This is a genomic window from Pseudomonas sp. F-14 TE3623, assembly GCF_053629015.1.
In genome coordinates this window covers 4,473,253-4,497,547 of the sequence record NZ_JBRJHM010000001.1, presented here as the reverse complement: position 1 = coordinate 4,497,547, position 24,295 = coordinate 4,473,253, and the positions used below count along the sequence as shown (strand labels likewise).

The 24,295-nt window shown below is 54.1% G+C and carries 19 protein-coding genes; 14 read left to right on the top strand and 5 right to left on the bottom strand.

Going from position 1 to position 24,295, the window contains the following annotated elements; translation table 11 throughout:
• The first annotated feature begins 47 nt into the window (after nt 1-47).
• Nucleotides 48-944, top strand: a complete 897-nt coding sequence (locus AB7M29_RS20765) for a SphA family protein (RefSeq protein ID WP_454247762.1) — start codon at nt 48-50, stop codon at nt 942-944.
• A gap of 82 nt (nt 945-1,026) precedes the next feature.
• The gene (locus tag AB7M29_RS20760; RefSeq protein WP_454247761.1) at nt 1,027-2,736 is read left to right on the top strand and encodes a CocE/NonD family hydrolase; all 1,710 of its coding nucleotides are present in this window, start codon (nt 1,027-1,029) and stop codon (nt 2,734-2,736) included.
• 84 nt (nt 2,737-2,820) lie between these two features.
• Here the strand turns inward: AB7M29_RS20760 and AB7M29_RS20755 are convergent, their stop codons facing one another.
• Complete coding sequence (locus tag AB7M29_RS20755; protein ID WP_454247760.1) at nt 2,821-4,437, bottom strand: sigma 54-interacting transcriptional regulator; 1,617 nt, start codon at nt 4,435-4,437, stop codon at nt 2,821-2,823.
• A gap of 258 nt (nt 4,438-4,695) precedes the next feature.
• Between AB7M29_RS20755 and mhpA (AB7M29_RS20750) the strand changes: the two genes are divergently transcribed.
• From mhpA (AB7M29_RS20750) to AB7M29_RS20740, 3 genes are read left to right on the top strand one after another with little or no spacing between them, the layout of a single operon-like run.
• A complete protein-coding gene (mhpA, locus tag AB7M29_RS20750) occupies nt 4,696-6,360 on the top strand; it encodes a bifunctional 3-(3-hydroxy-phenyl)propionate/3-hydroxycinnamic acid hydroxylase MhpA (protein ID WP_454247759.1) in 1,665 nt (554 codons plus the stop codon).
• Entirely contained in the window at nt 6,360-7,427 is a 1,068-nt protein-coding gene (locus AB7M29_RS20745) for a maleylacetate reductase (protein WP_454247758.1), read from the top strand. The genes mhpA (AB7M29_RS20750) and AB7M29_RS20745 overlap by 1 nt, the downstream gene beginning before the upstream one ends.
• Before the next feature lie 2 nt (nt 7,428-7,429).
• A complete protein-coding gene (locus AB7M29_RS20740; protein WP_454247757.1) occupies nt 7,430-8,278 on the top strand; it encodes a dioxygenase family protein in 849 nt (282 codons plus the stop codon).
• A 187-nt stretch (nt 8,279-8,465) separates the two neighbouring features.
• Here AB7M29_RS20740 and AB7M29_RS20735 read toward each other — a convergent pair whose 3' ends face one another.
• Nucleotides 8,466-9,275: an IclR family transcriptional regulator gene (locus AB7M29_RS20735; RefSeq protein WP_454247756.1), complete on the bottom strand. Its 810-nt coding sequence runs from the start codon at nt 9,273-9,275 to the stop codon at nt 8,466-8,468.
• 307 nt (nt 9,276-9,582) lie between these two features.
• Between AB7M29_RS20735 and AB7M29_RS20730 the strand changes: the two genes are divergently transcribed.
• From AB7M29_RS20730 to AB7M29_RS20710, 5 genes are all read left to right on the top strand, one after another.
• Nucleotides 9,583-10,983, top strand: coding sequence for an MFS transporter (locus tag AB7M29_RS20730; RefSeq protein ID WP_454247755.1), 1,401 nt, complete (start codon nt 9,583-9,585; stop codon nt 10,981-10,983).
• A 167-nt stretch (nt 10,984-11,150) separates the two neighbouring features.
• Complete coding sequence (locus AB7M29_RS20725) at nt 11,151-13,019, top strand: FAD-dependent oxidoreductase (protein WP_454247754.1); 1,869 nt, start codon at nt 11,151-11,153, stop codon at nt 13,017-13,019.
• A gap of 36 nt (nt 13,020-13,055) precedes the next feature.
• Nucleotides 13,056-13,796, top strand: coding sequence for an SDR family NAD(P)-dependent oxidoreductase (locus AB7M29_RS20720; protein WP_454247753.1), 741 nt, complete (start codon nt 13,056-13,058; stop codon nt 13,794-13,796).
• Nucleotides 13,797-13,893: 97 nt separating this feature from the next.
• Entirely contained in the window at nt 13,894-14,547 is a 654-nt protein-coding gene (locus AB7M29_RS20715) for an HAD family hydrolase (protein WP_454247752.1), read from the top strand.
• Between the two features lie 68 nt (nt 14,548-14,615).
• On the top strand, nt 14,616-15,419 hold the full coding sequence (locus tag AB7M29_RS20710; RefSeq protein ID WP_454247751.1) for a sugar phosphate isomerase/epimerase family protein: 804 nt from the start codon (nt 14,616-14,618) through the stop codon (nt 15,417-15,419).
• A 176-nt stretch (nt 15,420-15,595) separates the two neighbouring features.
• Here AB7M29_RS20710 and AB7M29_RS20705 read toward each other — a convergent pair whose 3' ends face one another.
• The 3 genes from AB7M29_RS20705 to AB7M29_RS20695 form a co-directional block, all read right to left on the bottom strand.
• Complete coding sequence (locus AB7M29_RS20705) at nt 15,596-16,675, bottom strand: alpha/beta hydrolase family protein (protein WP_454247750.1); 1,080 nt, start codon at nt 16,673-16,675, stop codon at nt 15,596-15,598.
• Nucleotides 16,672-18,342, bottom strand: coding sequence for a bifunctional 3-(3-hydroxy-phenyl)propionate/3-hydroxycinnamic acid hydroxylase MhpA (mhpA, locus tag AB7M29_RS20700; protein ID WP_454247749.1), 1,671 nt, complete (start codon nt 18,340-18,342; stop codon nt 16,672-16,674). Before mhpA (AB7M29_RS20700) ends, AB7M29_RS20705 begins: the two co-directional genes overlap by 4 nt.
• A gap of 563 nt (nt 18,343-18,905) precedes the next feature.
• On the bottom strand, nt 18,906-19,802 hold the full coding sequence (locus AB7M29_RS20695; protein WP_454247748.1) for an alpha/beta hydrolase: 897 nt from the start codon (nt 19,800-19,802) through the stop codon (nt 18,906-18,908).
• A gap of 129 nt (nt 19,803-19,931) precedes the next feature.
• Between AB7M29_RS20695 and AB7M29_RS20690 the strand changes: the two genes are divergently transcribed.
• From AB7M29_RS20690 to AB7M29_RS20675, 4 genes are all read left to right on the top strand, one after another.
• Nucleotides 19,932-20,846: a LysR family transcriptional regulator gene (locus AB7M29_RS20690; protein WP_454247747.1), complete on the top strand. Its 915-nt coding sequence runs from the start codon at nt 19,932-19,934 to the stop codon at nt 20,844-20,846.
• 628 nt (nt 20,847-21,474) lie between these two features.
• Nucleotides 21,475-22,059 (top strand): hypothetical protein, encoded by a 585-nt coding sequence (locus AB7M29_RS20685; RefSeq protein ID WP_454247746.1) that lies wholly within the window; start codon nt 21,475-21,477, stop codon nt 22,057-22,059.
• A gap of 34 nt (nt 22,060-22,093) precedes the next feature.
• Nucleotides 22,094-23,719 (top strand): FAD-binding oxidoreductase, encoded by a 1,626-nt coding sequence (locus tag AB7M29_RS20680; protein WP_454247745.1) that lies wholly within the window; start codon nt 22,094-22,096, stop codon nt 23,717-23,719.
• Nucleotides 23,719-24,048, top strand: coding sequence for a c-type cytochrome (locus AB7M29_RS20675; RefSeq protein ID WP_454247744.1), 330 nt, complete (start codon nt 23,719-23,721; stop codon nt 24,046-24,048). The genes AB7M29_RS20680 and AB7M29_RS20675 overlap by 1 nt, the downstream gene beginning before the upstream one ends.
• Nucleotides 24,049-24,295: the final 247 nt, after the last annotated feature.

Here is a 24,295-nt window from a genome sequence, read left to right as displayed (position 1 = left end):
TGCCTCTTCGAAAAACGTACGGCCCAACAAAAATAATAGGAAACCATATGTTGAGAAAAATAAGTTCTTTGGTCGCGGGTGCTTCTCTGTGTCTAACCGCCGTTCCTGCAATTGCACAGGTGGGTCACTACTCTGTAGGGGCTGAAGGGTTATTGATCGCAACCCTGCCACCACCGGGTGTCTACTATAGAGGTTACCTTGTAAATTATTCCGCTGATACGCTGAATGACAAGCACGGTACGGAGAGATCCGGGCACAATAAAATTGACGTGCACGCATTCGCTAACCAATTTATATGGATAACCGATTATTCCCTGCTGGGTGGGAACTATGGCATGAACGCCATCGTACCCATTCAACAGCAGGAAACCAAAATAAGTAATTTTGGTGTGAAGGGTGATGCCGAGGGTGTTGGCGACATATTGTTGCAGCCCATCACGATAACCTGGCACGCCCAGCAATGGGATGCGGTCAGTATGTTAGGCGTCTGGGTTAAGACCGGCGACTATGATAGCGACCGATCTGTGTCAATTGGTAAAGGCTACACCTCCTATATGTTCACCCTTGGCGGAACCCGGTACTTGGATCACGAAAAAAAATGGGCCGTCTCCGCTACATCCAGATATGAAAAGAATGGCGAGCAAGAGGGAACCCATTTGACACCGGGCGATGCATTTTCTGTGGAGTGGGGTATCAGCAGAAAGATAAACCCACTCTTGGATGTAGGGCTTGTAGGGTACGACGTCTGGCAGTTGACAAATGATTCGGGGACTTCTGTCTTCCATCCCGGGACTAAAATAGAGCACCATGCAATAGGTGGTGAGGTTCAGTATTTTTGGCGTGATACTCAATTACTCCTCAATGCGGCGGTGTATCACGAATATAAAAGTGAAGATACTTTTCAGGGCGATACTGTCCGATTCACAGTTACAAGGCGGCTCTAACTCCAACGTAAAGCGTAAAGTTCATCCCCTGATCCGCAGCCAAGATAATGCAGCTGTAGGTTCATCCAGAAGAGAAGTCAGAATGACTACCATCCGTGTCGGCAATATTGAGGTCCTGTTTAGACCGTCTACCCCGGTTGAAGAATCGTCATACCCGGGGTTTAATCAAGGCTCTTACATCCTTCCCAAAGGGTCAGTTCATCGCGAAGGAGGGATGCCTCTTACATGCGACATACTTGTTGAGCAGGATGTGCCTATCCGGCTGCGAGATGGTGTTACTGTCCGCACAGATATCTATCGTCCGGTCGACGCGGTCAATGTGCCAGCCATTGTAGGGTGGAGTCCTTACGGCAAACGGGGTAGCTGGCTGACCAATGATGTGTTCGGGCATCCGACAAGGATGGATGTTCCTGTCCATTGGGAAGATGGCCTGAACAAATTTGAAGCGCCAAATCCGGCCTATTGGGTTGCTCATGGTTACGCCGTCGTTGCTCCCGATAGCCGGGGAGTATTCATGTCCGAGGGGGACATCCGTACGTGGGGGCCTCAAGAGCCGCTTGATGAGTATGACGTTATCGAGTGGGTGGGAACTCAGCCCTGGTGCAACGCAAAGGTGGGCCTGAGCGGCAACTCAATGCTCGCGATGTCACAATGGTTCGTCGCGGCCCTGCGTCCACCTCATTTGGCGGCTATTGCGCCTTGGGAAGGAGCATCTGACATTTACAGAGACACTTCCTGTCGTGGTGGGATTCCTGAAATCAAGTTCAGCGGCGGTATCTTTTCTCATATATATGGACATACCCGCACTGAGGATTTAATCGCCATGACGTTGGCGCATCCGCTTTACAATGAATATTGGGATGCGAAAGCCGCGAAACTTAAAGACATCATTGTTCCAGCGTATATTGTCGCTTCCTGGACCAATATCCTCCATACCGCTGGCACGCTACGCGGATGGAAAGAAATATCCTCAGCTGAGAAGTGGCTGCGAGTCCACAACACGTTTGAATGGCCAGACTACTATAGCCCCGCTAATGTCGATGACTTACGCCGCTTCTTTGATTGCTATCTGAAGGGTATCGACAATGGGTGGAGCGCCACGCCTCGTGTGCGTCTTACAGTCCTGAACCCCGGTGGCATGGATACCGTCGGACGGGCGGAACTTGATTTTCCGTTGAAGCGAGAGGTCCTGACCCCCTTCTTCCTCCACATCGCTTCGGATGGAAACGTACTTTCCAAAGAGCCACAAGCAAGCAAGAGGGAAATTTCATACGACGGTCATTCCAAAGCTGGCGCAAGGTTCCAGATCCGCTTCGATCAAGATACTGAAGTGACGGGTTACATGAAACTCAAGCTTTGGGTGGAAACCCGTGAGCATGATGATATGGACGTGTTCGCTTTTATCAGGAAGCTGGATGTCAACGGCCAGGAACAACAGACCGAAGTTGTAACAGGCCGTCCGTTTCTCGGTCCGAACGGGCGTCTGCGCGCCTCATTGCGGGCTATTGATGAGACCAGGTCCACGGCGTCGGAACCCTACTTGAATTACGACAAATCAGAAAAACTCAAATCAGGCGAAGTGCTGCCCCTTGAAATCGGTTTCTGGCCATACTCCATGCGTTGGAAGCAAGGGGAAACGCTCGAGTTGATTATTTGCGGGGTTAATCTGTTGGTCCGTCCCGAGTTTCCGCAGGTTCCACCCGAAGACACCCTCAACAAGGGTGCGCACATCATCCACACCGGTGCAGAGTACGATTCCCATCTCTTGATTCCTATTATTCCTAATGCTTGACGCTCGATAATATGGCGCCCGGGCAAGTGAGCAATTGCTTGTACGGGTGTCATTCAGCTAATGCGTCATACGCTTGGGGCGTTTCTAGGCCGAGTTCTCTGCCTGACTTTTAATCGACTCTTTCTTAAGTCGGTGCTCCAATTGCCGTCTTGTCAGACCAAGAAGGCGAGCCGCCTGAGCGATGTTTCCTTCTGCTCGTGACAGGGCTCTTTCAACCGCGGTGTCAATAATGGACTCTAAAGGCCTTTCATCCAGCCAATGCTCCAGCACCTCTTGCTTCGGCCGTATGGCCTGAGCATCGCGAGGCGGGGATAAAAATAGCTGGCTCAAGCCAATCGGCTCATTATCATCAGCCAGGACAACACCTCGCTCGATGAGATTTTCAAGTTCTCGGATATTTCCCGGATAGTCGTACTCCAATAGGGCCCGGACCGCGGCTTGAGTGAGCCCTTTGATCTGCCTGCGATGTTGAGTTGAAAAGCGCTTGATGAAGTGCCGGATCAGAAGAGGGATGTCATTGCGTCGTTCACGCAATGCGGGGATGTGCACAGGTACTACGTTGATCCGGTAATAAAGATCCTCGCGAAAGCGTCCCTCCCGGACATCTGCTTCCAAATCCGCATTAGTCGCGGCGACCAGCCGGAAATCCACTTTCCGCGTCGCATCATCCCCCAATCGCTGAACTTCGCGTTCCTGTAACACACGTAACAGCTTCTCCTGGGCAACCGGAGCAAGCGTGCCTATTTCGTCCAAAAAAAGCGTGCCTCCTTCTGCCTGCTCGAAACGACCGGGGCGGCTGCGCAGCGCTCCAGTGAACGCACCCTTCTCGACGCCGAAGAGTTCAGACTCGATTAGCGTTTCAGGCAGCGCCGCGCAATTGACCGCGATGAACGGAGCCGCCGAGCGATGGCTGAGGCGATGCAGGAGACGGGCAAAACGCTCTTTGCCTACGCCTGTTTCGCCGCGAAACAAAATAGTCACGTCGCGCTCGGCGACCTTCTCTATTTGCCGGCAGGTGGCCAGGAAAGAAGGGTCGGCTCCAATCAGGTCGGCCAGCGCCAAGGCATCGTCCATATGAGCGTCATGCAGCGATGCGTTCACATAGTCAGAGGTATCGAACACGTTAAGCTGATCCGCATCGGCCCCCCACTCTTCAATAGGCTTACCGATAATCCTGCAATGCGGATGACCCATTGCTCGACATTCGACCTCTCGAAATAACACGGCCCTGCCGAAGAAAGCGCTATTGAATCCAGAAGCGTGACCTACCTGCATCCAGCAAACAGGCTCCATTGCATGAGGGGAGTGCGCCAGAAATGCGCTCGCTTCCATCGAGTCGTGCCAGAGCTGCTCGACGTAATGATGACCCGACTCGACATTCACCTCCATGCGTATGGTTTCTACCCGAGTGATTCCTTCCATTGCGTGTAATAAAGGCCCTGCCATAAAAGCCTCATCGCTCTCATCCCCTCGAAGGTTTCTTGCTAAACCGGCATCACTGGAGCCGGCTGCATAACCCAGTCTGGCCAGCAATCTTCGTGCTTGGCTTATGCCTATCTCAGCAATCAACTCATGACGGAACGCCGCAAAGGCGGGGAGCTGCATCAGGAATGCGCGTTGCTGGCCAATCCAGATATGGCCGCGTTCCGGGTCCATTCGAAGCTGACGAATTAGAGTGGCGGGGAGCGTTTCAGTGCGCATTCAGAGGTTCCACATTTTTGTTATTAAACAAGATCTATCTAACAAATACGTTTAACACTGGCAATGAAATATAACGACGCCCAGAGATTTTCTTACTAATCATTTGATAGGTAAGGACTTATTTGGTTAGGCATGGTGTTTGCTTTTGGCTAAGGGCTGCAGCACGAATGTCTTTACGGATTTCAGAAAAAGGGACAGGACCCTGCAAACACCCAAATTTTTGCCAGCAGCGCTGCTGATGGTTGGAGATCAATAATAATGACAATCGAGATCTATGCCGCGACGCCAAATTCAATGACCGTTGCTCCCCTTCGCTACGATTGCGATGTGGCGATTGTCGGCGCCGGCCCGGTGGGCTCGCTTCTCGCCATTCTCCTCGCTCGACAGGGTCATCGGGTGCATCTCGTCGAGCGATGGCCTCAGCCTTATGACCGGCCACGCGCAGTAACCTTTGATCATGAGATCGCGCGAATCCTTGCCATTCTGGGAATTGACTCAGACAACGATCCAGCGATCGAATATCACGACGACCTGTATTACTGGCGAAACGCTGCTGGCGAAGACTTGCAGCTGGTGGATTGGAAAAGTACGTCCGCCTCTGGCTGGCGAGTCCGTTATTGGTTCCACCAGCCGGCTCTGGAAAGGCGACTTCTCGACATCGTTCACGCGATGCCGCAGATTCATTTGCTGCGAGGTTGGGAAGCGAACGAACTGACTCAGGACGACGCGGGCATCTGGTTGAGCGGTAAAACAAATGATGAGGTCGCGCCCACACATCTGCGAGCTCGCTACGTTGTTGGCGCCGATGGAGCTAACAGCTTTGTGCGCGACAAGCTCGGTCTTAGCAGCACGGACCGTGGCTTTTTCTATGACTGGCTAATTCTCGACATGATTCCGAAGACACCGCGTATTCATGATCCGGTGCATTGGCAGTTGTGCGATCCACAGCGACCTACGACGATCGTGCCCGGCGGTCCTGGTCGGTTGCGTTGGGAGTTCATGGCCCTGCCAGGTGAAATAAGCACCGAATTGGCGGATCCGGTAAACGCTTGGCGCTTATTGGAACCTTGGGATGTAACGCCTGAAAACGCCACGCTCGAAAGAAGCGCTGTTTATCGGTTCCAGGCACGGCTGGCGAATAATTGGCGTAATGGACGTGGCGTAATTGCGGGGGATGCGGCTCATTTGATGCCTCCCTTTGCCGGCGAGGGTATGTGTGCCGGCTTAAGAGATGCTGTGGCGCTTAGTTGGAGGCTGGATGCAATTTTGCGCGGCATCATGCAAGACACTGTCCTGGATTCCTATACCTGCGAACGCAGGGAACACGCCAAGCATTACCTCGAGTTTTCGATGGCGCTGGGCCGAATCATCTGCATTACCGACGACCAGCAAGCGGCCATCCGAGATGAGCGGATGAAGCTCGAGCTTGAAGCCAGTGGCCGTACTCCTCTTATAACCGACAAGGTTGCACTTGGCCCTGGGGCATGGTGTGCGCACGCTCCGCACTGCGGAGAGCTGTCGGTACAAGGCATCGTACTGAGCAATGGTCGAAAGGGCCGTTTTGACGAGATCGTGGGGCGCGGTTGGCTTCTGCTCTGTTGGGGCATGAATCCGGTGGATGCGCTCAATCTAGTTCACTTCCCAGTGCTTGAGGCGCTCCAAGCGCGACAGGTGCACATCGGGGCGCCGGGTAGCAATAGTGAGGTCGTGGACGTTGACGGGACCTATGCAGCCTGGTTCGAGTCATTGGGTGCGTGCTACCTGCTGATCCGCCCGGACTTTTATGTCGCTGGCTGTGCTGCCTCGCCAAAAGCACTTCAAGAACAACTGGAACTTCTAGCTCAACGTTTAGGCCTCCATCAGTCGCCCAAGGGTGCGGTGTTGGACCTGTTGCGGCCAACTTCTGAACCGAGGACCGTTTAATGTACGACTTTACCTACCACTCTAATTCTGCCCGCGTGATATTCGGGATCGACAAGTCTCATCTTCTGGCAGAAGAGATTCAGGCTTTAGGCTGTAGTCGCGCACTGCTGCTTTCAACTCCAGAGCAGCGAGCGGACGTTGAACGCCTGGAAACAGTGCTCGGCCCTCTGTGCGTAGGTATTTTTGCCAACGCTACCATGCATACACCAGTCGAGGTGACCGAGCAGGCGCTGGACTATTACCAGCGTGTTGGCGCTGATTGCGTAGTGGCCTTGGGTGGAGGGTCGACGATCGGCCTCGGCAAGGCTATCGCCTACCGCAATGATGCGCCGCAGCTGGTCATTCCGACCACCTATGCGGGGTCGGAGGTCACCCCGATTTTGGGGCAAACCGCTGAAGGGATCAAAACGACTCTTTCATCCAATAAAATCCTTCCGGAAGTGGTGATTTATGACGCTCAGCTTACCCTGGGTTTGCCGGTAGCGATGAGCGTTACCAGCGCGCTGAACGCGATGGCGCATGCCGTCGAAGGCTTGTACGCAAAGAACCGTAACCCGATCACATCGCTGATGGCGATAGACGGTATCCGAGCCCTTCATCGTGCTTTGCCACAGATCATTCTCCAGCCAGACAACCTTGAAGCGAGGCGCGAGGCGCAATACGGGGCTTGGTTGTGCGGGACGGTATTGGGCAGCGTAGGCATGGCGCTGCACCATAAGCTATGCCATACCCTCGGTGGCAGTTTCGGTCTGCCACACGCCCAGACGCATGCCGTGATGTTGCCTCACACCGCTGCTTATAACCAAGACGCTGCCGCAGAATGGCTGCGACCTCTCGGCGATGTGTTTGGAAGCGATCTGGGCGCAGGATTGTACGACTTCGCCAAGGATCTAAATGCTCCAATGGCTCTTCGAGACCTCGGTTTATCAGAGTCCGATCTGGATTGTGCTATGGAACTGGCGCTTCGCAATCCCTACTGGAATCCAAGGCCGTTGGAGTCAGCGGCTATTCGTGATTTATTACAGCGCGCCTGGTCCGGTGATCGCCCTGTCAGCGGGGGGCTTTGATCGTGGAGTATTTTAGCGAAGAGGCCTCGGCCCAAGTGGTAAATGCCCATATAGGCGATGGTGCCGATGTGCGTTTGCGCACAATTATGACCTCGCTGGTTGAGCATCTGCACGCGTTCATCAAAGAGGTCGAAATAACCGATGCAGAGTGGGGGGAGGCTATCGACTTCCTGACTCGCACCGGTCAGATGTGCTCTGAACATCGGCAAGAATTTATTCTGCTGAGCGATACCCTTGGAGTGTCAATGTTGGTGGATGCGATCAATCATCGACGCCCCTCTGGAGCGACTGAGAATACGGTGCTTGGGCCGTTTCACGTTGCCAATGCGCCCATACGCAGGATGGGCGAGACTATAACCCTGGATGGAAAAGGGGAGAGCTGCTTGTTCCAGGGACGAGTCGTGGACCTTCATGGCAATCCAATTGCTCAGGCGACAATTGACGTCTGGTCGGACAATCCAGAGGGTTTCTATGACGTGCAACAGCCGGATCTGCAGCCTCGATGGAACAATCGGGGGCGTTTCATCACGGGTGATGATGGACGCTACTGCTTCATCGGTATCAAGCCAGTCTCATACCCCATTCCCGATGATGGGCCGGTGGGGCAAATGCTCGCGAGGCTGGGAAGGCATCCTTGGCGGCCAGCGCATATGCACTTTCTTGTGACTGCCCCAGGTTTGCGGCGTATCGTCACCCATACTTTCGTTGCTAATGATCCCTATCTGGAGTCCGACACTGTCTTCGGCGTGAAAAATACGTTGGTACAGCACTTCAGGCGCTGCGCTGAAGCTAATACCGAATGGCAGGCAGAGTTCGATTTCGTCATGGTCCCCGAAGAAATCCTGTCTTAGTCAGGGTGGATATAATGGTGTCCACTTAGGTGGACACCATAGCCTCAAGCGACAGTGTCAGGAAGGTGTGTAGCCCGGGCGGTTACCTTTAAAGCGCTTTGGACAAAGACGTTCATTGGTGCTTAGCAACTCGTCCTAAGCTTTGGGCTCAGGAAGGCGTGTGATAGATCGATGTATTTCACAAGATTCAAGAAGTCTTCTTCAGAATTCCCCCATAGGAAGTCTTTCGAAAGAAGGGAGAAGTGCCGCTACCGGCCGCCATCAGGGCTGTAGCCTCCAGCAGCTTGTCTCCAAGAGCATGCATACGCTCCTCAGTGAAGCGCACTGTTGGGCCGGCGATGCTGATAACACCAATCGGCCCTCGACCGACGGGCTGAACGACCGCCCCCATGGCGCTCAGGCCCGGAGTATAGGTATCAATCGCGATGCTATAGCCTCGTTCACGCGAAGAGTGTACCAGTGCCATTATCTCCTTGAAGGTGCGTGGAGCGTTCGGGCCATAGTCCTCGAGTCGACCTAACCCCTGGCGTGAGACTAGCGCGATTGCCTCGTCATCGGTGAGTGCAGCTAACCAAGCCAACCCCGAGGCAGAGCAAGACAAGCGCGCATCGCTGCCCATGTCAGGGTCATAGCGCAAACCCTGGCGTGCGCCTTGAGCGCGTGCAACCCAGGTGAGTCGATCTCCATCGATTACTGCAAGACGTGTCAACTCACCCGATACGTTTGCTAGTTCATCCAAAAGCGGCTGGGAGATATCGACGATGCCGCTTTGGCTAAGAAAAGACAGGCCTAGCGCCGTTAATTTGGTAGTGAGCATGTAATCGCCCAACTCTCTCGGCTGACGCACGTAGCCATTACGGATTAGTTCTGCCAATAGGCGGTGTGCAGCGCTGCGAGGCATATTGAGCGTGTCAGCAATGGCGGCCAGTTCCAGCCCTTCACCATGCTGGGCGAGCAGTTCGAGAATGCCCAGCGTTCGATTGAGTACACCACTCATTGAGAAGTCCTTAAGGTTTTACATAACGCGTTAGCCTACAACATTAGATGCGTTGCGTGGCCAGTGTACCGCGGATCCTCCCGCGGAATTTGGCATGATTTCCAGGGTTCACATTCCCCCCGTAGACACCTCGATAGGAGGTCCGGTGCCGGTCACGGTACCTGGATGCTTAATCGTTCATATCCAATTCGTAAAATAGAATAGCATTCAACTATTGACTGAGGTTCTGTTTTGACGCAACATTTCTAAACACTGCTTCAGAGCATTGTGCCAATCCCATAAAACAAAAATATCGGAGACATCTTCCATGTCGATCTCCATCCAGGCGCGAGAACCGAAAGGACAGCATCAATCGAGAAAAGCCGCGATCAGCGGCTGGATAGGCTCGGCGCTTGAGTACTACGACTTCTTCATCTACGCCACTGCTGCGGCGCTAGTGTTTCCGCAGATTTTCTTTCCCAAAGGTGACTCTTCAATCGCCATTGTTGCCTCGCTGGCGACTTACGGCGTGGGCTATATCGCACGGCCTGTCGGTGCCTTCGTACTCGGCCACATCGGCGATACTCGCGGGCGTAAGCAGGTTCTGGTGTTGTGTATGTTTCTCATGGGCTTATCTACGCTCGCGGTGGGGCTGCTGCCGACTTACGATCAGGTCGGTGTGTTGGCTCCAGCGCTGCTGGTAACGTGCCGGCTCATTCAAGGGTTTGCCGTTGCAGGAGAAATCTCCGGTGCAAGCTCAATGATTCTGGAGCATGCGCCTTTTGGCCGTCGCGGCTTCTTTGCCAGCTTTACCCTCCAGGGTGTACAGGCCGGTCAGATCATGGCCGCGGCAGTGTTCTTGCCGCTGGCGCATTTCATGTCTGCCGACAACTTCAATGAGTGGGGTTGGCGCATTCCTTTCCTTTTAAGCTTCATTGTCCTGATTGTGGGTTGGATCATTCGCCGTGAACTCGACGAAACTCCCGCTTTTATCCAGGAAGGGGATGAGAAACCACATTCGCCAATCCTGGAAGCATTCAGGCATCACAAGGCTGACATGCTGCGTGTCGTGTGCATGGCACTGATGAACGTGATCTCGGTAGTGACTGTCGTCTTCGGTGCCGCCTATGCAGTCCAGCCTGCCTACGGAATTGGCTTCGACAAGGAGATCTTTTTGTGGATTCCTGTGCTTGGCAATATTTTGGCGGTACTGGTCATCCCGTTGGTGGGCAAGCTGTCTGACAAGATCGGCCGCAGACCACCGATTATTGTCGGCGCGCTGCTTTCGGGACTCTCCTCCTTTGGCTATCTGTATGCGATCAGCATCCACAACGAAGTGCTTGCTATCCTGATGTCCCTCTTGATGTTTGGTGTCTTGTTTCAGGGCTATAACGCCGTCTTCTGCAGCTTCTATCCAGAGCTCTTTCCTACCCGTACACGCGTATCGGCAATGGCGATTTCCCAGAACGTGGGGACTGCAATTTCAGCATTGCTGCCAGCTGTGTTTGCGACAATCGCTCCTCCCGCAGCCTCGCACATCTGGTTGACAGTGGGCGCATTGACCTTGGGCATTACAGCGATTTCTGCAGTCGCCGCCTGGAGTACCCGCGAAACCTATCGTGTCGCCATGAACGACCTGGGGGAAAAGGATGCTCAGCCTCTTTGCGAGCATGAGTATCGTCGACTGCGTGAGGGCTTCATGACCGAGCGTCAGATGCGACGCGGCTAAGTAGTTGCTGGTGCTCGCAACGTTCGCTTCGCAACACGGCGCGAATGTACCCAGAGAACTATGGGCCATGAACGAACGCTATTGCATTTGAAACAGAGGGATTATCCATGATCCGAAGGTCAATGAGACCTCTCGACGTACACTCGAGCGTGGGCTGTGCAGGCGAGATGAACAACAAGTCGGTAAGAAACGAAGGACGAGAGCTTTCCAATCAAAGAGATAAGGCATCGCTGACGCGAGGTCGTGATACTGCCTCGGGGGGAGTGACAGTTGGCGATGCGCGTGTTCAGGAGTTTGACTTGCTTGTTGTTGGGTCTGGCGCTTCAGGTCTGGCAGCCGCAGTCACGGCTGCGTGGCATGGTTTGAGTGTTGCCGTGGTGGAGAAAGACCCTGTGTTTGGCGGAGCGAGTGCTTGGTCAGGCGGGTGGATGTGGGTGCCGGGCAATCCCCTCGCCAAGCGCGCAGGAATTCACGAGAATCCAGAGCAACCGAGAGCTTATCTGAAACACGAAATGGGCGACCGTTATGATCCGGTGCGCGTTGATGCATTCCTGATCAATGGTCCGCGCATGGTGGAGTTTTTTGAAACGCACACCGAGCTCAAGTTCACAGATGGCAACGGGATTCCTGATATGCATGCTCATCTGCCAGGAGCTGCGACACAGGGACATCAGATAATTGCCGCACCCTACGATGGCAGGCGCATCGGCGGGCTTATTAAGCGACTGCGCGTGACGATGCGGGAGACCTCGTTCATTGGCATGCCAATCATGGCCGGAGCCGACCTCACGGCCTTTCTTACAGTCACTCGGTCAATCAGGTCTGCACTTCATGTGTGCAGACGGGTGGCCCGGCACTTGCTCGACCTTGCATTGCACGGCCGTGCAATGCAGCTGGTCAACGGGGTCGCGCTGATTGGTCGGCTGGCGAAGTCCGCTGAAAAACTTGGGGTGTTGCTGATTGAGTCCGCCCCTGCCAAGAGTCTGATCAGTGAGCACGGGGTGGTTTGCGGTGCAGTGGTGGAGACGCCACAAGGACCACTGGAAATCCGGACTCGAAAGGGAGTCGTCCTCGCGAGCGGAGGGTTTCCAAATGATGTTAAGCGTCGCAGAGCGTTGCTTTCTTCAGCATGGGCAGAGCAAGAGCATTTGGCCCTGCCGCCTGAGGCGTGCAGCGGCGATGGCGCCACCCTTGCTGAGTCGGTGGGGGGGCGCATCGTTGGAGATCTCGCCTCGCCCTTGGCATGGGCGCCTGTCTCCAAGATCATGCATGCGGACGGTAGCGTTGGGCATTTCCCGCATATTATTGATCGCGGCAAACCGGGGGTCATTGGCGTCTTGGCCAATGGCCGACGATTTGTGAACGAAGCTGGGGGATATTACGATTATGCCACGGCGATGCTGGAGAGCGTGCCTGCGGGGCAGGAAGTCACCTCCTGGCTGATTTGCGATCACCGTTTTCAGCGCTCGTATGGGCTCGGCTTCGCGAAGCCATTTCCGCTTCCGCTCGGGTCGTACGTGCGCAGTGGCTATCTGAAGCGAGCGGCTTCGATCGAAGAACTAGCCGTGCAATGCGGAATTGATGCGCAGTGTTTGGTACAGACTGTTCAAACCTATAACGTAAATGCCCGAAGAGGAGAGGATCCTGAATTCGGCCGAGGCAGTACTCCGTACAACATCAAGCAGGGCGACCCGGCGCATCGACCGAACCCATGCGTTGCCCCCATCGAAGAAGCCCCGTTCTATGCCGTTAAGGTGCAATTGGGAAGTTTTGCAACCTTTGCGGGATTGAAAACTAATGAACACGCCCAAGTCCTTGATCGTGACGACAAGCCGATCACAGGGCTTTATGCGATAGGAGCAGATATGGCTAGCGTCATGGGAGGCTTCTATCCATCGGGCGGCATCAATCTTGGTCCCGCTATGACGTTCGGTTACGTCGCAGGGCGACATGCCGCAGGCATCGTGGATGACCAGGACGATGAAGCAGCGATTGCACAGCCAATCCATTCACCCGCGACTCGCGCCAAAGGCTAGAGCTTCGCCACCTATAGTCAGTATAAGGATCAGCCTATGACCACCTCACTTCAGATACCCACTGCCATCATTACCGGGGCCGCACGAGGTCTCGGGCTCGGAATTTCCAAGCGACTAGTCGCCGACGGATATCGAGTCATTCTCTGGGACGTCGACTTCGAGGGGTTCGTCGAGAGAAATCCCGACTTTGAACCACTTCTCCTGCAGCGCGTCGACGTGACTGACAGTGATTGCGTTACGAAAGCCTTCGAGGAGGCGTTAGCCATTGCCGGGCGAGTGGACGTACTCGTCAACAATGCTGGCATCAACGGTCCCATCCTGCCTTCATGGGAGTACCCACACGATCAGTGGCAGCGTGTTCTAGATATTAACCTGACGGGGGTCTTCAACTGCTGCCGTGCAGCGATCCCACAGATGATGGCGAATGGATATGGGAGGATTATCAATATCGCCTCCATCGCTGGAAAGGAAGGCAACCCAAACAACAGCGCGTATGCGGCGGCCAAGGGAGGCGTTATCGCTTTCACCAAGTCGATTGCGAAGGAACTGGCTCAATCAGGTGTGCTGGCCAACTGCATAGCGCCGACGATGGCTGAAACCGACCTTCTTAAGCAGGTGACGCCGGAGTTCATCAATATGATTAAAGCAAAGATCCCAATGGGTCGATTTGTCACCATTGATGAAGTCGCGGCAATGGTCGCGTGGATTGCGAGCCCAGGATGCAGCTTCACGACCGGTTTTACCTTCGATTTGACAGGCGGACGCGCTACGTATTGAAGTCCTGCGGCATCGCATGTTGCGGGACTTTGGAAATGCGCTCCAACCGCGCTTGCAATGTCCACAGGCGCAAACCGATGACTGAGTATCGAGCATCATGAAAACAAATGTGAAAGCGGTCATCTTCGACTGCGACGGTACGCTAGTGGAAAGCGAGGAGCTCGCGCTTGGAGTCTTGGTGCAGTCCGCGTTGAGCCTTGGGCTTGCGCACGATGCAGCGCTTGAGCTTGGAATGATGCGCGGTGAAGCGATGAGCGTCTGCATTTCATTTGTCGACGAACGTATCAAGTGCCCACTTCCAGCAGAGTTTGAAGCAATCGTACGGGAGCGAATGGCGCATGCATTTCGCGCACACCTAAAGCCGATGCCTGGAGCTCGACAGGTCGTAGAGAGACTGCAGTTACCGGCATGCGTCGCTACTAACGGACCGCGTTCTCGGGCAGAACTCACGCTAGGCATCACTGGCATGCTGCCCTATTTTGAAGGTCGCATTTACAGTGCTCCGGATGTTGGTTTTTACAAGCCGGACCCGGGCCTGTTCCTGTTTGCAGCGGCAAGCTTGAATGTCTTGCCGCATGAATGCGCGGTGGTGGAAGACAGTTCGCCCGGCATGCGCGCAGGGCTTGCAGCCGGGATGCGGGTCTATACGGTGCGATCAGCCCATTCGATATCGGCCGATTTGGCCGGGCGTGTACATGTTCTTGATCGTTTCGAAGATTTACTCGATCAAGTTGCAAGTAATCAGAGGTAAATGGCGGCCACGGGCTCAGCTTTATTTTCGGGGCCGACAGTACGACGAACTCACTTGAGGAAAATATCATGCGGGAATACTCCTTGGCATACCTGACCGTTCATGGCTGCACGCCTGCAGAAGCCATACGCGTGGCCGCGCAAGCAGGATATGACTGGGTCGGCCTGCGGCCCTGGCCGGTCGCTCCTGGCGCTGCAGCACAAGATTTGCTCGACAACCCATTGGCAATGCGTGCCACCCTGGACGCAATCAGGGAAACCGGCGTCCGTATCTTTGATCTGGAAATTATCAGGATCGCAGATCATTTTGACGCCAAGGCTTGGGTGCCTTGCTTGGAGGCCGCTGCACCGTTGAATGCACGCGCCGTGCTGGTAGCAGGGGATGATCTTGACGAAACCCGTCTCACTGATAACTATGCGCAGCTGTGTGAAGTGATGCAGCCATTTGGCTTAACAGCTAATCTGGAGTTCATGCCATGGACAGCGGTGCCTGACGTCGCCACTGCAAAGAGGATTCTGCGCAATGCCGGCGCACCACAGAACGCAGGGATTCTGGTAGATGCACTGCACTTCGGCCGCTCGAGTACGTCTGTGCAAGACATTCAATGCATACCCCGCGAGTGGCTGCATTACGCGCAGATGTGCGACGCACCTGCCGGTATGAACTTTACGAATCAACAGTTGATACAAACAGCTCGCAGCGAGCGATTGCTTCCGGGAGAAGGTAGCATCGATCTCGAAGGTCTTGTTGCTGCGCTTCCGGTCGACTTGCCGATCAGCATCGAGGTTGTCAATTTGCAGCGTCAAGCCGCCCAAACGCCAGTCGATTGGGCCGCGCAGTGTCTTGCTGCTTGCCGCGCGTACTCCAGGTAGCTGCACCAGGCGGTGCAGCTCTTTAAGACATTAAGGCGTTATGCTGCCTTCAAAACGCTCGGAGAATTGGGATACCTCAATGTCACCGGCGGCATGGCTTTTCCTGACACCCTCGCATAAGGCGATGGCGTTCACTTGATGTAAGTGCACGCCATGTTTTGGCTTTGTAGAGCGGGTTAGATGACTTTGCCGCCCGGATACAGTTTGTCTGCGAACCAGTCCGCCACGAATGCAGTTCGCTCCGTCGCGTGGTTATAAATCGTATGTTCGCCGTCCGGCCAGGTTTTCAGCGTAACGTTTTCCTTGTCGGCGGCGTCCATGAACGGTTGCTGATCTTCGAGTTGTACAAGGGGGTCGGCGCCCCCGTGCAGAACAAGGAGAGGGCAAGCAATCCTGTCGCGTCCTGAGTGAAAGCTCATACGATCGAAGTTCGTCTGTATAGCGTTTGGATCCTCGTTCCCAAGCATTGCTGCTGCCTGCTCCGTAAACATTCGGTAAGGCAGCAATTTTGGAGAAGCAAAAGCACCATTTACGCAACACGCTCGAATTCGATCATCGGCAGCTGCCGTTTTAGCGGCCCATAACCCACCAATGCTATTGCCCCAAATGCCCACGGCACCTAATGAATGATCGTCTGCAATATGGGTGATGAAGCTTTGGTAAGCGGCTGTGATGTCACCGTTGACGTATATGCCTTTATTCAATCGCGTTTCTCCTTGGCCAGGACCTTCAGCCAAGAGTGTCGCGAGCCCTCGACGAGCAAGGGCTTGAGCGATAGGAAAGTATGCCATCCCCCAGCCGCTCTGGCCCCCAAATACCAAGACGGTGCCACGCACCTGGTCCGGTGGACGTATCAGCCAACCGACTGCATGGGCGTTTTCGAAAGGCACCTCAATCCGCATCATTTGAGCTGCAGAATAATCTGCGAGCCAGTGAGTCTCTTCTGCAAGCCGGCCATAAAGGAAACGCTTGCGTGGGTCGTCAAAATTCAACGCCATTTGAGCAAAGACCAAGCTGGCGATCCCTGCTGCCTGGGCTTCTCTCGCCGTCGTAAGGTGTCCTCTAGTCATCGCGCGGCCAGCGCGCTCAAATTGTCTGTTAGCAAGCAATTCAGCTTTTTTGTCCCATTCGCATCCGGCGCTCGTTTCCTTGAACAGTTCCTGCGCATCGGCATAATCCATGCCGCAGTCCAGCAAACGAGTGATCGGCATCGCCCGCTGAAGAGCAAGGATTGCCGAGGATTCTGTTGTGGTCATTGCGCTGATCCTCCGCTCAAAGACGCTTGTGACTTTGCAGCGTTCATGGAAGTAGCCGGTTCTTGCCAGTGCAATTGTTCCCGTAGGTCCTGGATAAGATCGGGTAGTCGCTCCATGGAGTCGACTGAACCGAATACCAGAAAATCCGGACGACTTATGTACGCTTGCATGCCATGAGTAGACATATAGGTGCTTAGCTTGTCATCCAGCTCGGAAACAACCCCCGACACATTTGGATCTTCCGTGAGGATGATCTGTCGGCAACCAAGCTGGTTCAGGAAGTCCATCAGTTCATCATTCAGGACATCCGTGGGGTCCTGGAGAGCCACCAGATGGAAGCCCTGGCCAACAACATCATCAAGGCGTTTCTCTGCATTCCCTCGCCAAACACGCCCTTGTGGTGCAGGAGCACCCGTTGACGGAAGCAGTGTGCCGTCTGACTCGCGGTATAAAACGCCATCTTCAAGCTTGGGAAACGGTGGCATCGGCGGGACCTTGCCAGTTAGAAAGGCATGGTCACGCTGCGCCACTTTCTCGGGATCGTCCTCATTGGCCAGTTGGCCAAGAAAGAGCGCCATTTCCATGATTTTCATGACATGCGGCCTACGCTCCTGTTCATACGAGTCCAGGAGGGGGGGGGTACAACGGCCGCTGAGAACCAGATCGAGCTTCCATGCCAGATTGATACCGTCGCGCATACCAGAGCATGCGCCTTGCCCCATGTATGGCATCATCGTATGGGCTGCATCACCGGCCAACAGCACGCGGTCGACGCGCCATTGGTTCGCGATTCGCGTTTCGAAGGTGTAGACAACATGACGCAGCAGGTGCAGATCATCTGGACCGAGACCATGCTGTTCCTCGAGCCATTGCCAACCCGTGGCTTCCTTTTCCCAATACGCTGTGTCTTCACCCGGCAGAACACGCAGCTCGAAGCGGGTTCGTTTGCTGCCTATCGGCATGTACATGTGCGCGCGGGCAGGGTCGCAAAAAATTGTGGAGTGTGAAAACCTGCCACCCAGATCATGTTTATTTTCAGAATCCAAATTGAGCCAACGCTCATTGTGACCAAAATCAGTACGCTCAATCGCCAGCGCCCGTCGTACATAGCTATTGGCACCATCGGCACCAATCAAAAACTTAACTGAGAACTTACGAGAAATACCGGTCCACTCGGAGTCTTGGTCGCGACTTACGCTGCGAGCAGAAACAGTTACCTCGTCTTTAGTTTGCTTTAGCGCCTGAGCTTCCCACCCGCGAAGAATTTTGACTCTAGGGAAGGTCATGACCTGCTGGTTAATGGCTTCTTCAATATCAGGTTGATAAATTGAGATATGGGCAGGAAATCCACAAGCCTCTCCTGTCCAATCCAACTCGGTCAAAAGGTCGCCATGAGCATCTCGATAGTGGTAATCCTGCACCGCGCAAGCATCTCGAAGTGCATCCTCAACATTGCCGCTGGCCTGGATGATACGAGCGGTCTCGCCATCGATATGGCTCAGCCTCGGAAGGCCATAGGGGGCCGGCCATCGTTCGATGACCAAGACCTTGTAGCCTGCTCGACCGAGCATCGAAGCGGCGACAAGTCCTGTGGGACCATAGCCGATAATGGCTACATCAAAAAATTCAGTCCGCTCAATGGGTTCTTGATCTTGGTTGGGTAACATTTAATGTCTCCTTCTTATAATAATAGAACCAGACACCACTCTGGGTACTCAGCGCTTGCTAAGTTCGTGACGTTAAAGAATCTTTGTTGCGTTTTTGGTGTCTCTCGAATGCGCTCTATAGCGGCTTTTTTTGGCACAGAAGTGGATGGGTCGTGGACTCCAGAAAAAGTTAGAGCAGGTTATTTCAGTTACCCGATCGAAATATGTTTGAGCCATACCCAACTCACGCAGCGACATCTATACGCGATTGTCGCGGGCCCGTTCATAGACACCCTCTACGGCGTTGCCAGTATTAAAAGCACGAGCAATACGCTGCATTGCCTCTGGTATAAAGCGGGAGTTATAGGCAAAACATGCCGACACTGCCCGGCACCGTTTCACAAAACCAAGCGCCATGGAGCGCGCGATTGTGAGCGTTGATGTCGCGAGCATCGGCACGTAAGCCGGTCTGTTTATTCAAGGCTTTTGGTTTCAGACAGCGAACCGTCGGGTCGTCCGCAATATGTAAGCCCAAGACAAACAGTCACGGTAAGCGGCTCTGAGCATCTTGCGACCTTTTCCGGTCACGCCAGGCCCAGTCGTGAGCAAAGCCAGCCTGCCGTGCGTTTCACAATCGCCTCATAGCCGTCAACCAGGATTCCATAGTGCTGGCCGGGATACTCAATCAGTTCCTTGTCGCGAGAGGCGACACGTTCGAACATTTCACGGGCATCAGAAGCCGGCGCGACGGTATCGTCCGAAGCCAGTACTAGCAACAGTGGCGTGTTCAGCCGCTCCGCATAGGCTGGTGCCTCGATCTCGAAGAGATGGTCGAGAGATCCGATCGCCAGTTCGTTACGAAAGCTTGGAATGTGATTGTAATGACGACCGACGAAATCGATCCCGGCCTGGTCGGTGAACATGACCGGCGGCCCTCCCGGTGTGCGCTCTCCCGAGGTGATCAGCATTTTAGGTGGCATCCCCTGTAGCTGTGCGGCACGGTCGGCATAAATCGCGTCATCAACATGGCGCAACTGTTCTGGTGGAAATAGCTTGCGCGCCGACCAGCCACTGACCGGAGGCACGATGGAGCAGATCGCACTGATGCGCCGATCCGTGCTGGCCGCGAACAATGAAACCAAACCCCCCAGGCTAACGCCCCATAGTGCGATGCGAGATTCGTCGATGTCTGTGCGAAGCGATAGATGAGTAATGACATGGCGAAGGTCGCGGCCGAACTGCCATGGGTCCACCAACTGACGTGTTTCTCCATCACTAAGACCAAAGCCACGGTGATCGTAAAATAGGACACCCAACCCCATGGCTGTAAATATTGGGGCTAGCGCCCGGGTTCCTTCAGCCACGCTGCCAATTCCTGAATGGGCGATCACTACGGGGTGAGGGCCTTCTACATCGTCAGGTAAGTAAAGGCGACCCCGTAGAATTGCACCAGGTACAGAAAATTCCACGTCTTCAAACATCTTTGCTCTCCGTTGTTGGTTAGGTTGTGACCCAATCTATCTGTCCCCTAGCCATACAACAATTCGCATGTGATTATATCGTACATTCATCAGACAAATGTATCTTCCCGGTATTATGAAGGCTGTCATATGAAGCTTGATCTCAATCTGCTGATAACGCTTAACGCCTTGTTACAGGAAATCAGCGTAACCCGTGCTGCGCAGCGCATTGGACTTTCCCAGCCGGCATGCAGTGCTGCGCTGCGAAGACTGCGAGCACATTTTGACGACCCGCTCCTAATCCGTGCAGTTGGGCACAGGATGCAACTCACCCCGCTGGCTTATGGCCTTCGAGAGCGCGTTTCTGTGCTTATAGCGGACATTAATAAACTGACCACGGCATCAAACGTCTTTCAACCTGCGCTCCTTGAACGCGAGTTCACCGTTATGCTTGGTGATGCCGAGTCTGCATTGTTGGCGCCACGCTTATTGCAGTTGGTCAGGGTGCGCGCCCCCGGCGTTATTCTTCGACTGAAGCCACCACATCCGAGTGTCCACTGGTCCCTGACTGATGAAATGCGCAACGTGGATGCGGCAATACTCCCGTCTCATATCGTTTCCAATACCTTGCCCAGCCATGGGCTATACGAGGACGAGTGGTCCCTGGTGTCCGACAGTATTGAGGGGGTAGATCATCCGGACGATGTAGACGAATTGCTTCGCCGCCCTTGGGTCCTATGCTTCGACTATCCTCCAATGTACTGGTCGCCGGCTCGGATGCTGGAGCAAGAGGGGCGCCCGCTGTCGGTCGCAGCGCGCACGGACGGCTTTGCCGATCTGATGCGCCTGATAGCCGGTACCAATGTGGTCGGCCTTGCTCCTCGCAGCTTTGCAGCCGCACACAGCAGCCTCATGGGAATGCGATGCCAGACACCGCCGTCCCAGCTATCACATCAACTTCCCATGGCATTGACATGGCACCCGATCCACAATAACGATGTTGCACATAGGTGGTTCCGCTCCCTGATAGTTGAGGCCGCTCGGCACACATTGGCAGAGGAGTGAGCGTCTCCCTTCCATATCCCGGTTTCGTTGCAAAATCCTTATGCCCGGTCAGGACACTGCCAAGTTACTCAAGCCCGGCCATGACCCTACCGTCAGCATCCTCTGTGGGTTAGACCAGCAGTAATCGCATCCTCGGAGGGTACTGATCAGTCCCATTGCTTCTAGCCTGGCACCGCGCAGCAGTGTCGGCTATCCCTCGCGCCACTGTCGCGCTTAAGGCTGTCGATGAGATAGACGGTTTGGGCCGATGGTGCGCGACTGCACGCTTTTTCAGCGTTGAGTGGTCCTGAACTCGCCAATCGATTACTAAATATAACTTTACGATAATCGAACACTTTTAGGCGGGGAAGAGATGCAGATTTTGCATGCTTAGAAGTGATAGTGATTCTGTTTTTTTTGCAGTGTATTGATTTTAAACGATATTAATTGAGTTTTGTTTTCTGTGATGGCCGACTTGTCGGGATGACGCTCCACGTCTGACGTTGATCATAATAGTTAGTCATGATAACAATATGCTGCGCTCATTGAGCGTCACAAGAATAACAAAATAATGAGGTCCTCTTCTCATGCCCTATGCCATCCCACTTCCGTTTTTTACGGCGCAAACCTCCACCCGATTGGAGGCGTGATGATCAACAGAAGAGCATTTCTCGAAGCGAGCTTAGGTGTCGGGGCTGTATCGGTGATGGCGAGCGCGGCTGCGTTGCCATTCCATTCATACCAATGGAGCGCAAGATTTCATTCGCTACTGGTTGATCAGCGGTCAGTCGAAGGTTTTCTTTTCGCCAGAGCGGCGAGAAACCGTGGCTTGTTGGTGACGCCAGTGGAGGGCGATGTGACCGCGTTCTGGGGCGAGCATCTTCACCAACGTTGGCACCTCACCCAAGGCGTTATTGCAGGCCTGACCAGCTATAGCGTTTTGATCTGCCTCGGGCAACTGGCCCGCGACCACGGCATGCGGCTGGTTTATCAAGGCGAACACCACCCTTTGGGCGCACAAGGCATCAGGCACACGCTGGAAGGCGCACCCACAATTCTCGCCACAGTGGCCGACGTCAAGTGTTCAGACGCCTGGCCGCATGATGTTCTCGATTTACTATCCGCAAACGTTAAGAGTGTTCCTCATGTGAGTCATGAGAAACGCTCTTTTAAAGGCCCGGGACGGATGTCTGGTTCATTGTATTCCTGGTTAATAGTACCTCGCACAGTTTGATGATTGGCTCCTCAAATCATCTGGAGTGAATGCAATGGCTTCATACAATATCAATAATAACGGCGCCTATGGCCAGGCAATCGACTCTTTCAGAAAAACGGTCGGTCCAGAGTGGGTGTTTACCAGCAAGGAGGATCTCTCCACCTACAGGGATCCCTACTCGGTTATCTGGGACGAGCCGGGGGAAGTGCTCCCTTTAGCGGCGGTGGCGCCTGGTAATGTCGAGCAAGTTCAAGAAATTGTTCGTGCGGCCAATGAGCATGGCATAGCGTTGTACACCATCTCCACGGGTAAAAACCTTGGCTACGGTGGTGCATCTGCCAATCACGCAGGTTGCGTTATTCTCGATCTGAAGAGGATGGATCGCATCATAGAAGTTGATGACACTCGCAACTTCTGCATCGTGGAGCCGGGCGTATCTTACTTCGACCTGTACCGTTACCTGGAGGCTCGTGGATTACGACTGATGCTGGACTTGCCCTCTAATGCCATGGGCGGACCAATCGGAAATTCGCTGGATCATGGGGTTGGTTACTCCGCTGCCCCATACCGCGACCATTTCGCCAATCATTGTGGAATGGAAGTCGTTCTGGCAAATGGCGAAATTCTTCGTACCGGAATGGGGGCGGTGCCAGGGGCAGAGACATGGGCAGAGTTCAAGTACGGATTTGGACCGAATGTCGATGGTTTATTTTCTCAGGCCAACTATGGCGTCGTGACCAAAATGGGTTTCTGGTTGATGCCGATGCCTGAACACTTCTTGTCGGCCAGCGTGTCGGTGGCACGATATGAAGACATTATTCCACTGGTACGACACCTCAATTATCTTGAGGATTCCGGGCTGTTGGGATTCGTTCGTTACAGCAGTCCGTTGGAGATTCCGCGCGTCCTCAAGTCTGCGCCAGACCCGGTATTATTAAAGTTGATGGCTCAGCCTGGGGGAGGGGAGCCGCAAGCATATGAGCATTATGCAAAAAGCCATAATCTGCCCTTCTGGACAGCCACACTGAATTTCTATGGACCGCAAACCACCAACAGCGCCAATTGGGACTATGCCAGGCAGCGTCTGGCATCAATACCTGGCGTAACGTTTCAAGAGGCAGAATCCATCAGCTTTCCGTTGAGCGCTGAAGCAAAAAATAACGCTAGAAGCCAAGTCAGCCTCGGTGTGCCGAACCTCTCAGCCTTTGCGCTGGGGAGTCGGTCTGCGTTCAACGCCAATCCCTCGGATGGCCACCTGTGGTTTTCACCAGTCATTCCCCGCTCTGGAGAGGCTTTGCTCAAGGCTCATAACGTATTCGGCCAAGCGTTCAAAGATCTTGGAATGCCATCAAGAATCGGCCCTTATAGCGGGCCTCGAACGTGGATGTATCGAGCGTTCGTTTTGGTCATGGACTTCAATACCTCTCGATCAGACAAGGTTCAAAATCAGCAGGTGAGGCAGGCGTTCGAACACCTTATCAAGGTTGGCGCAGAACATGGCTGGGCGGAATACAGGACGGCGCCAATCTTTCAAGATCTGGTTGCCAGCACATACTCTTATAACAACAACGCCCTCCTGAGATTCAACGAGACCTTAAAGGATGCGCTTGATCCTAAAGGCATACTGTCGCCAGGGCGTGGTGGAATCTGGCCGAAGCACCTGCGTGGAGGTCACTGATGAACCGATATCATCCAATGATCCTGATGGTTTCGCTTCTGCCTTTGACTATCCAGGCGGGTTCTGTTCTTGACGGTAAAGCGCTTTACGATCACTGGTGTGCAGCATGCCATGCGCCTGGCCCCGGCCATCCAGGGACCCAGGCACTCAAAGCGCTGTATCAGGATGCCTTGCCCGCGGCGCTGGAACAGCGCGAAAGCTTGGTGCCTGACGTCATTGAGTATGTTGTGCGCAATGGTCGCTCGACGATGCCGTCATTCCGGAAAACTGAAATCAATGACGAACAGCTCAATGCAATTGGCGCCTATCTCAGCAACCCTAAACCTTAGTGCAAAGGTTTAGGTATCAGGGGGGGCAAGCACTGTTTGCGACCCCTGAGCAATAGCGAAGTCGATTCTGTTGATTCGTTCCACAACTGCAATTGTGCGATTGAGATCGAGTGCGGGATTATCGAGATGGCATACGAGCATCTGTATCGGGTTATGTCTGGGTGAATAACGCCGTGCGTCAGCACGGTAACGCGTGGCGGATCAGCCAGTGGTTGTAAGGTTGTATGGGCGTCCGCTTTAATGGTGT

Bases quoted from the DNA above. Each gene is read 5' to 3' on its own strand.
- AB7M29_RS20765 (WP_454247762.1), top strand. From the start codon at position 48: ATGTTGAGAAAAATAAGTTCTTTGGTCGCGGGTGCTTCTCTGTGTCTA.
- AB7M29_RS20760 (WP_454247761.1), top strand. From the start codon at position 1,027: ATGACTACCATCCGTGTCGGCAATATTGAGGTCCTGTTTAGACCGTCT.
- AB7M29_RS20755 (WP_454247760.1), bottom strand. From the start codon at position 4,437: ATGCGCACTGAAACGCTCCCCGCCACTCTAATTCGTCAGCTTCGAATG.
- mhpA (WP_454247759.1), top strand. From the start codon at position 4,696: ATGACAATCGAGATCTATGCCGCGACGCCAAATTCAATGACCGTTGCT.
- AB7M29_RS20745 (WP_454247758.1), top strand. From the start codon at position 6,360: ATGTACGACTTTACCTACCACTCTAATTCTGCCCGCGTGATATTCGGG.
- AB7M29_RS20735 (WP_454247756.1), bottom strand. From the start codon at position 9,275: ATGAGTGGTGTACTCAATCGAACGCTGGGCATTCTCGAACTGCTCGCC.
- AB7M29_RS20730 (WP_454247755.1), top strand. From the start codon at position 9,583: ATGTCGATCTCCATCCAGGCGCGAGAACCGAAAGGACAGCATCAATCG.
- AB7M29_RS20725 (WP_454247754.1), top strand. From the start codon at position 11,151: ATGAACAACAAGTCGGTAAGAAACGAAGGACGAGAGCTTTCCAATCAA.
- AB7M29_RS20720 (WP_454247753.1), top strand. From the start codon at position 13,056: ATGACCACCTCACTTCAGATACCCACTGCCATCATTACCGGGGCCGCA.
- AB7M29_RS20715 (WP_454247752.1), top strand. From the start codon at position 13,894: ATGAAAACAAATGTGAAAGCGGTCATCTTCGACTGCGACGGTACGCTA.
- AB7M29_RS20710 (WP_454247751.1), top strand. From the start codon at position 14,616: ATGCGGGAATACTCCTTGGCATACCTGACCGTTCATGGCTGCACGCCT.
- AB7M29_RS20705 (WP_454247750.1), bottom strand. From the start codon at position 16,675: ATGACCACAACAGAATCCTCGGCAATCCTTGCTCTTCAGCGGGCGATG.
- mhpA (WP_454247749.1), bottom strand. From the start codon at position 18,342: ATGTTACCCAACCAAGATCAAGAACCCATTGAGCGGACTGAATTTTTT.
- AB7M29_RS20695 (WP_454247748.1), bottom strand. From the start codon at position 19,802: ATGTTTGAAGACGTGGAATTTTCTGTACCTGGTGCAATTCTACGGGGT.
- AB7M29_RS20690 (WP_454247747.1), top strand. From the start codon at position 19,932: ATGAAGCTTGATCTCAATCTGCTGATAACGCTTAACGCCTTGTTACAG.
- AB7M29_RS20685 (WP_454247746.1), top strand. From the start codon at position 21,475: ATGATCAACAGAAGAGCATTTCTCGAAGCGAGCTTAGGTGTCGGGGCT.
- AB7M29_RS20680 (WP_454247745.1), top strand. From the start codon at position 22,094: ATGGCTTCATACAATATCAATAATAACGGCGCCTATGGCCAGGCAATC.
- AB7M29_RS20675 (WP_454247744.1), top strand. From the start codon at position 23,719: ATGAACCGATATCATCCAATGATCCTGATGGTTTCGCTTCTGCCTTTG.